General features: G+C 51.8%; 13 protein-coding genes and 1 pseudogene. 11 read left to right on the forward strand and 3 right to left on the reverse strand.

Features of this window, described 5'->3' with window-relative positions:
* The 3 genes from EI42_RS31430 to EI42_RS31440 form a co-directional block, all read left to right on the forward strand.
* Positions 1–347 (forward strand): hypothetical protein (locus EI42_RS31430; RefSeq protein WP_211326451.1); only part of this gene is annotated, 347 nt, incomplete at its 5' end.
* Positions 331–549, forward strand: coding sequence for a hypothetical protein (locus tag EI42_RS31435; RefSeq protein WP_111326896.1), 219 nt, complete (start codon positions 331–333; stop codon positions 547–549). The genes EI42_RS31430 and EI42_RS31435, both read left to right, overlap by 17 nt.
* Positions 550–711: 162 nt before the next feature.
* Positions 712–1,224 (forward strand): histidine phosphatase family protein, encoded by a 513-nt coding sequence (locus EI42_RS31440; protein ID WP_111326898.1) that lies wholly within the window; start codon positions 712–714, stop codon positions 1,222–1,224.
* 149 nt (positions 1,225–1,373) lie between these two features.
* Here EI42_RS31440 and EI42_RS34160 read toward each other — a convergent pair whose 3' ends face one another.
* A complete protein-coding gene (locus EI42_RS34160; RefSeq protein WP_246046498.1) occupies positions 1,374–1,634 on the reverse strand; it encodes a hypothetical protein in 261 nt (86 codons plus the stop codon).
* Between the two features lie 222 nt (positions 1,635–1,856).
* Between EI42_RS34160 and EI42_RS31450 the strand changes: the two genes are divergently transcribed.
* Complete coding sequence (locus EI42_RS31450) at positions 1,857–2,135, forward strand: hypothetical protein (protein WP_111326902.1); 279 nt, start codon at positions 1,857–1,859, stop codon at positions 2,133–2,135.
* The gene (locus EI42_RS32210; protein ID WP_137686361.1) at positions 2,129–2,308 is read left to right on the forward strand and encodes a hypothetical protein; all 180 of its coding nucleotides are present in this window, start codon (positions 2,129–2,131) and stop codon (positions 2,306–2,308) included. Before EI42_RS31450 ends, EI42_RS32210 begins: the two co-directional genes overlap by 7 nt.
* A gap of 19 nt (positions 2,309–2,327) precedes the next feature.
* On the opposite strand, the gene EI42_RS35090 is transcribed toward EI42_RS32210, so the two are convergent.
* Positions 2,328–2,531, reverse strand: coding sequence for a sigma-70 domain-containing protein (locus EI42_RS35090; protein ID WP_111326904.1), 204 nt, complete (start codon positions 2,529–2,531; stop codon positions 2,328–2,330).
* Positions 2,479–2,793: a hypothetical protein gene (locus EI42_RS32215; protein WP_211326452.1), complete on the reverse strand. Its 315-nt coding sequence runs from the start codon at positions 2,791–2,793 to the stop codon at positions 2,479–2,481. The genes EI42_RS35090 and EI42_RS32215 overlap by 53 nt, the downstream gene beginning before the upstream one ends.
* A 445-nt stretch (positions 2,794–3,238) precedes the next feature.
* Here EI42_RS32215 and EI42_RS31460 point away from each other — a divergent pair, with 445 nt between their 5' ends.
* The 6 genes and pseudogenes from EI42_RS31460 to EI42_RS31485 form a co-directional block, all read left to right on the forward strand.
* Positions 3,239–3,883, forward strand: coding sequence for a hypothetical protein (locus tag EI42_RS31460; RefSeq protein WP_111326906.1), 645 nt, complete (start codon positions 3,239–3,241; stop codon positions 3,881–3,883).
* 274 nt (positions 3,884–4,157) lie between these two features.
* Complete coding sequence (locus EI42_RS31470; protein ID WP_111326910.1) at positions 4,158–4,487, forward strand: hypothetical protein; 330 nt, start codon at positions 4,158–4,160, stop codon at positions 4,485–4,487.
* Positions 4,488–4,582: 95 nt separating this feature from the next.
* Entirely contained in the window at positions 4,583–4,777 is a 195-nt protein-coding gene (locus EI42_RS31475) for a hypothetical protein (RefSeq protein ID WP_111326912.1), read from the forward strand.
* Between the two features lie 178 nt (positions 4,778–4,955).
* Entirely contained in the window at positions 4,956–5,195 is a 240-nt protein-coding gene (locus tag EI42_RS34165) for a recombinase family protein (protein WP_249033497.1), read from the forward strand.
* Positions 5,196–5,210: 15 nt separating this feature from the next.
* A pseudogene (locus tag EI42_RS34170) lies at positions 5,211–5,549 on the forward strand (IS607 family transposase); the annotation flags it as partial.
* A gap of 4 nt (positions 5,550–5,553) precedes the next feature.
* Positions 5,554–5,951: helix-turn-helix domain-containing protein (locus EI42_RS31485; protein WP_146505479.1), on the forward strand; the 398-nt coding region annotated here is incomplete at its 3' end.

Consider the following 5,951-nt stretch of genomic DNA (forward strand, 5'->3'; position numbering starts at 1 on the left):
TCTCTTGCGCTTCTGGTGGGGCGATGCCGAAAGAGCGAGCGGAACGCCTGCTTGCTCTGCTCAATGAGCTCACAAAAGCGACCTCTCCCCTTAATGAGGTTGCTATCCCGATTCGTCCGCATCTCTCGCGAGCTGAACCGAAAAAGCGGTGGTCCACGTTGGTACGCGTGGATCTCGACGGCGAAACGAGAGAGCCTCATGATCTCAATGAGTTGATCTCATGGCTGAAACAGTTCACCAGGCGCAAGCGCATCGGGCAGATGTCTATCACAATGAGCTGTGAGCGCTCACCCGTTGAAGTTGAAATGGACGTTGAAAAGGAGACAGAGGATGCAGCAACAGAATGACTTTGAGGTACGTGCAGGGAAAGAGTGTATCTATACCGGCAATAATGCGAAAGAAGCTCATGAGGTCTTTAAGGCTGCTGCCCTGAAGCCTGAGTATTATGACCGCACGAACGATCTTCTCTACAAAGGTCGGCTTGTTGCCGGTTTTAAAGAGAGAATCGGGTATCGACCAACAGACAACCGGCAGCAGACAGATTTATAGAGAGCTCCATCTGAGTGTTACTCCTTTTGGAGCCCTGATACGTTGGGTAGCAGGGCTCTTTTTCTGGGCGGTTTCCTGTACCGCAAGCACAACAAGCATCCAAGCAAGAGACAGCAGACCGGTTCTCCCATGCGAGACAACGGATGGAAGAGGTTCTGAACAATGAAAGCGCCACGCTCTATCACACGGCATGGAGAGAGGCAATGGAACAGTGAAAGGAGGCTGTGCGGCTGGCAGGAGTCGCCGCTGACTGCCCTGGGGGTCTGTCAGGTGCAATGGCTCGGAGAAGCGTTGCGTGAGGTCGCGTTCACCGCTATTGATACCAGTCCGAGCCAGAGGACGCGCACAACAGCAGAGCTGATCGGCGCTCATCATGCCTGTGATATTCTTCCCCAGGATGCATTGCGTGATTTGTGCAAGGGTGATTGGGAAAGAAAGACACGTGAGGAGCTTCAACAGCGCGAGCCGGAAGCCTTTGCTCCCTTTTGGAGCAACCTGCACCTCTATCAGCCTAGCAACGGGAGTGAATCCTTCTGTCAAGTCCCCCACGGCTCAAGCCGGGGGCTTGTCCCTAACCGACGAGGGGTTGAGACGAGAGGCCGCTTGACGACGGCCCACCAACCAAGGATATACCGAGGCTGGCAAGAGATGAAGGGATTCTACGATGCAGGATAGCCCAGAAGAGACGCTCTTCCGGCCATTTCCTTCGCTGCTTCTTCCACACACTTTGTCCTGGGAGTTTTTTATGACCGGACGTTTGTCTCTGCCTCAGCTTCCAACAGTATCATTGGGTTCCCGTTTCCAGGCCGAGTGTGCTGGAGTGCTTATTCTTGCTCTCTATCGCCGCGTTGGATGGTCGCCACCGCTCCAAGAGGCATTGGAGACCATCCCCCCCTCTCAGTGCTGCCTTCGCTCTCATCCGAGGATGTACAACGAATGGCTCGCAGAGAGATGCCCTTTTGCTCTTTCTTCTTGCGGCTAATGGAGCCATCAGGGAAATGTCTTCCCCATTCATTGGCATTGTGCGCGTATTTACGACGGTTAGGCCTCCCTGCTTCGGTCGTGATCGGACGTGCCCGGTTCACAGAACCATACGATTTCCATGCCTAGACGGAGGTTGCAGGTATGGTCGTGAATGAAGCCCAGGAGACACCTTTCGGGTACTCACTTTTAGCACGCTGTCCTTCAGGGAGGAATGTGGACGTTTGGTCCTCCAGGTGAAAACGACTCGCAACGAGAGGAAAGGCTGAAACAGGAGCATCGTGTTCGTGGAAAGAGAGAAAAAATGAAGCAGAGCACTTCTCAGTGTGGCAGACACACGTGCAGCAGGTGATGGTGCTCTCGCCTGTGCAGGAGCAGCAGGCCCCACACAACGCTGTGCGCAGTGCCGGGGCATAAGATTCGTGCGGCGGGAGATTCCGTTTGGCCATCCGCAGTGTGGCAAAGCCCTCCCCTGCGTATACACACGCCAAGCACAACACGTACGAGAGGCGGCCCTGCTGCGTGGGCTCTCGCGCCTGGACACGTTGCTGCGCTATGCTCGGGGGACACTTGAGCGCTTTGATGCGAGCCTGCCGGAGTGGTAGAGACCTCTACAGCGGCGCTCATGTATGGGAAACAGCCAGCAGAGTGGCTGGTGTTGCTTGGTCTGTCTGGCTGTGGCAAGACGCATCTGGCGGTGGCGATTACCCGCTCAAAAGAGATCCCCGGTTCCGGAGCGACATCACAGGTCAGTTGTGAGAGGAACAGATCATTCTGATGCCGCAGTTCGCCAACCTTCAGCAGCTCCACACTGATGCCGACATATGCGCTGCTATCTCTTCTTGTGTGGGAGGGCGTCCCAGTTGCTGCGTCAGTGTTGCTATGACCCTGGTTTTCTGTGAAAGCTTTTCCCACAGATGAACCAGGAGCCGGACGATCTGCCTGGTATTATAGATCGCTTGCCGGATCCTGTGGTTTGCTCCGTAAGCGTGGCTGCGCACTCATGCCTCGGATGCAGGCAAGCTCTTTGATGAAGAGCCTCCAGTGAGGAACAGAAGGCACGAAGGCGCACGTTAGGAGTCTCTCTCCAACAGGGTAGAAGATGAGCAGCGCACGCTCGTCGGCAATGGCATATTTCACGGCATGGCGCGCATCTTCCTCCGACGAGAGTGTGAGCGCATATGCACATGCCGGCAAGAGCAGGTGATAACCGTTGTTGTCGGGCACAGGAGCATGCTCAATGAACACTGGCGCGATACTCACCCTGTGCACAGAGAGGGCCAGGCGGCCTCTCTTTTTTCTGTTCAGATGACTTTACAATTCGCCTGAGCCTTTACAAGTAGAACATAAGCGTGAAACCGTTCCGTTTGAACAACCTGGCGCGCGACAGGGAATAAACTTTTGTTCTCCTGTGAGTTCATCAAACACTTCCTCTTCTCCTGTCCCTCCACAACGAGAACAATCTTCGTACATCCATCCATTATCACAATACGGACACTTTGCCATTTTTTATCTCCTTTCGCGTGTATGAAGGATAATATTAATATCACAAGTAAATTGTATATTGACTTGTGTAAAAAGGGGAGAGACAAAACTCCTATTCTTTTGTTCCTTTTTGAGACAGCAAAACAGAGGTTTGAAAGAGATATGTTATAACGTACAAGGATCTTTTTTCTTTCGTCGATATTCGTAGCAGAAGGACTTTACTATGCAGGGAAATTGGAATGCGCTCGTTGCAAAATTCTCACGTGTCACTGATCGGCTCGGAAGAGGCATTGATCCAGGAATTTTTGAAACAGTCGTTGTTTTTAATGGTTTAGGGTTACGCACTGTATCATCTTGCGAGGGACATCTTGATGATGATCGGGGACTTCTTTTCCCTTGTATTGATATTGATGCTCCAGAGGTTGATTCTGTGCTGCAGGAGATGAAACGGCTGGAAGGAGAAGTTGCTCCTGTGGAGCAGAAGATCAAAGAAATGAAAAGCAAAAATGCCGATAGATGTACGATTGAGGCTGAATTTGTAACTATAGATCCAATCTATCATACCATGCGAGAGCTTCGAGAGCAGGCGAGACGCCTTCAAGCGAGGCAAAGAGAAAAACTGATCCACTATCTGACTCTTTTCTATGAGGGCCGTTCTGTCCCAATGGACAGAAGATTAATTCTCACGGTAAAAACAATGCTTGGCCGTACACGGCTTGGCAGCCAAGCAATGGAAGATTTTTATGTGACTGCTCCCTATGAGATACAAAAACAGAAGCTGAAAGAGGCTCAACAGGAAATGCAAGCGTTCACCCAGTTTCTCAAACAGATCTACTTCTCACAGCAATCTGAGGGAGGAATGCTCTAAGAATGGGGCTGCGTCCTTACGAGACGCAGCCCCTCTTTTTATATCCCCAAGCAAGGATCTCTTCATATGGAAGAGGCAAAGCCCTGCTTTGTTCTCACGGAGGCCGTAAAAGAGGTCCCCAAACAGGCGGGGCCATTGGGAAAGTCCTCCAGTATCAAGGGAGGGTGAGCAGGCATGATGACCCTCACCAGGACCTCCTGGGAATATCCAGGAGCGAACTTCTCAAAGAGGCAGTTTCCCAATTGCTGTTGTCCTTCTTGGAGGTGATAGAGCAATGACGGAACTTCATAAGGTGCAGGAAGAGCTTCAACGCATTTCTCACCTCTATCGAGAGGCGCAGGAGGAGTTCAGGCGTCTCTATCGGAAGGCTTGGGATACAGCAACGGAAGCGGCGGCAGAAATCGGTATAGACGAGGCCTACGAGAACATCTCATATGTCGACGAACTCCAGAAGTTGGGGGAGATTCTGGGGATCCCACCTTTCTGCTGGGGGTGTGGCTGTTTTGAGGATGAGATTGAGGGTGGGCATGAACCTGAATGTCCTATGGGGCCTGACCCCACCCCGGTGCCGCCAGAAGTCTTGTTTGGGGCGAAAAAGAGGTAGTTATGGTCGGCGGCTGCTGGAACAGCCGCCACCCGTTCGTTGTGTGGGGACCACGTGCGAGGTGAGATGCCCCACACTTAGGAGTATATCACACAGTGAAAGTACCCGACGAAGGGCGTTACGTGCGCCCGTTACGCACTGAAACGGTTGAAGAATATCTTGCCCTTCTGCAGCGAGAAGATAGTGAGGCAGCAGTTGCGCTGGCAGAGGAGTGGATAGAACAAACACGTCCCTACACAGAGCGCTTCTCTGCAAAGGAGGGCTCCGGACAGTTCATCATTGAGGATTAAAAAAAAGAGCTGGCAGGGAAGTATTCTGCCGGCTCTTTTTTTATTGCGGAAAACGGCGAAGGCAGTCCTCTCCACTCGGGAGCCACCCCATATCCTCATTCGGGGCTTGCATCGAGCCCCCGCTTAAAGGCGGAGGATGATAAATAGCTAAACAAAGTGTTGACATCTATGGGCGTTTATGGTATCTCTCCCTATGAGATTAAGTGCCTACGCCCGCAAGATGGGCGTCAACTACAAAACGGCATACCGATGGTGGAAGGCTGGTAAGTTGGACGCTTATCAACTGGATACCGGAACCATCATTGTTCGTGAGCCAGAACAGAGGCAAGAGGTTCCATCCGTTGCTTTGTATGCCCGTGTTTCTTCAGCAGATCAAAAAGAGGATTTAGAGCGGCAAATGCAACGTCTGAAAGACTAGGCAGCATCGCGTGGCAATCAGGTCAAGAGAACTGTGAGTGATCTGGCTTCAGGACTCAATAATAACCGCCCAAAGTTGTTGAAGCTGCTCACCGATTTAAGCATCACGGTGGTTGTAGTAGAACATCGTGACCGGCTTACCCGCTTCGGCTTCACCTACATCGAGCAACTGATGCAGACACAGGGACGCCGCATAGAGGTGATCTTTCCATCTGATACAGACACTGATCTCGTGGATGATTTCATAGCCATTATCACTTCAATGGCAAGCCGCATTTATGGCCGTAGGACTTCAAAGAGACGCGCAGAGAAAATCAAGCAGTGTGTTGAGCAGGCGATGAAGGAAGAAGAGTAGTACGATGGCAACCAGAGTACGTGGCTACAAAACCGAATTAGACCTCAACAACGAACAGCGTACCGCTTGCCTCAAACATGCCGGTTGCGCCCGTTTCGCCTCCAATTGGGGCCTGGCTCGTTCTCAAGAAGCCTACCGTGCCACCGGCAAACGTCCGACTGCTATTGACTTGCACAAAGAACTCAATGCCCTGAAAAAGACGGACTATCCCTGGATGTATGAGGTGTCCAAGTGCGCCATGCAAGAGGCACTGAGAGACCTGGAGAAAGCATATAAAAACTTCTTCCGCAGAGTCGAACTGAAGAAACAAGGCAAGTGGAAAGGCAAGCTCGGCTTTCCCACCTTCAAGAAGAAAAGCAAAGGCATCGGCTCATTCCGCTTGACTGGCTCCATCAAAGTCTT

Origin of the sequence: Thermosporothrix hazakensis (genome assembly GCF_003253565.1) — a bacterium.
GTDB lineage: Bacteria > Chloroflexota > Ktedonobacteria > Ktedonobacterales > Ktedonobacteraceae > Thermosporothrix > Thermosporothrix hazakensis.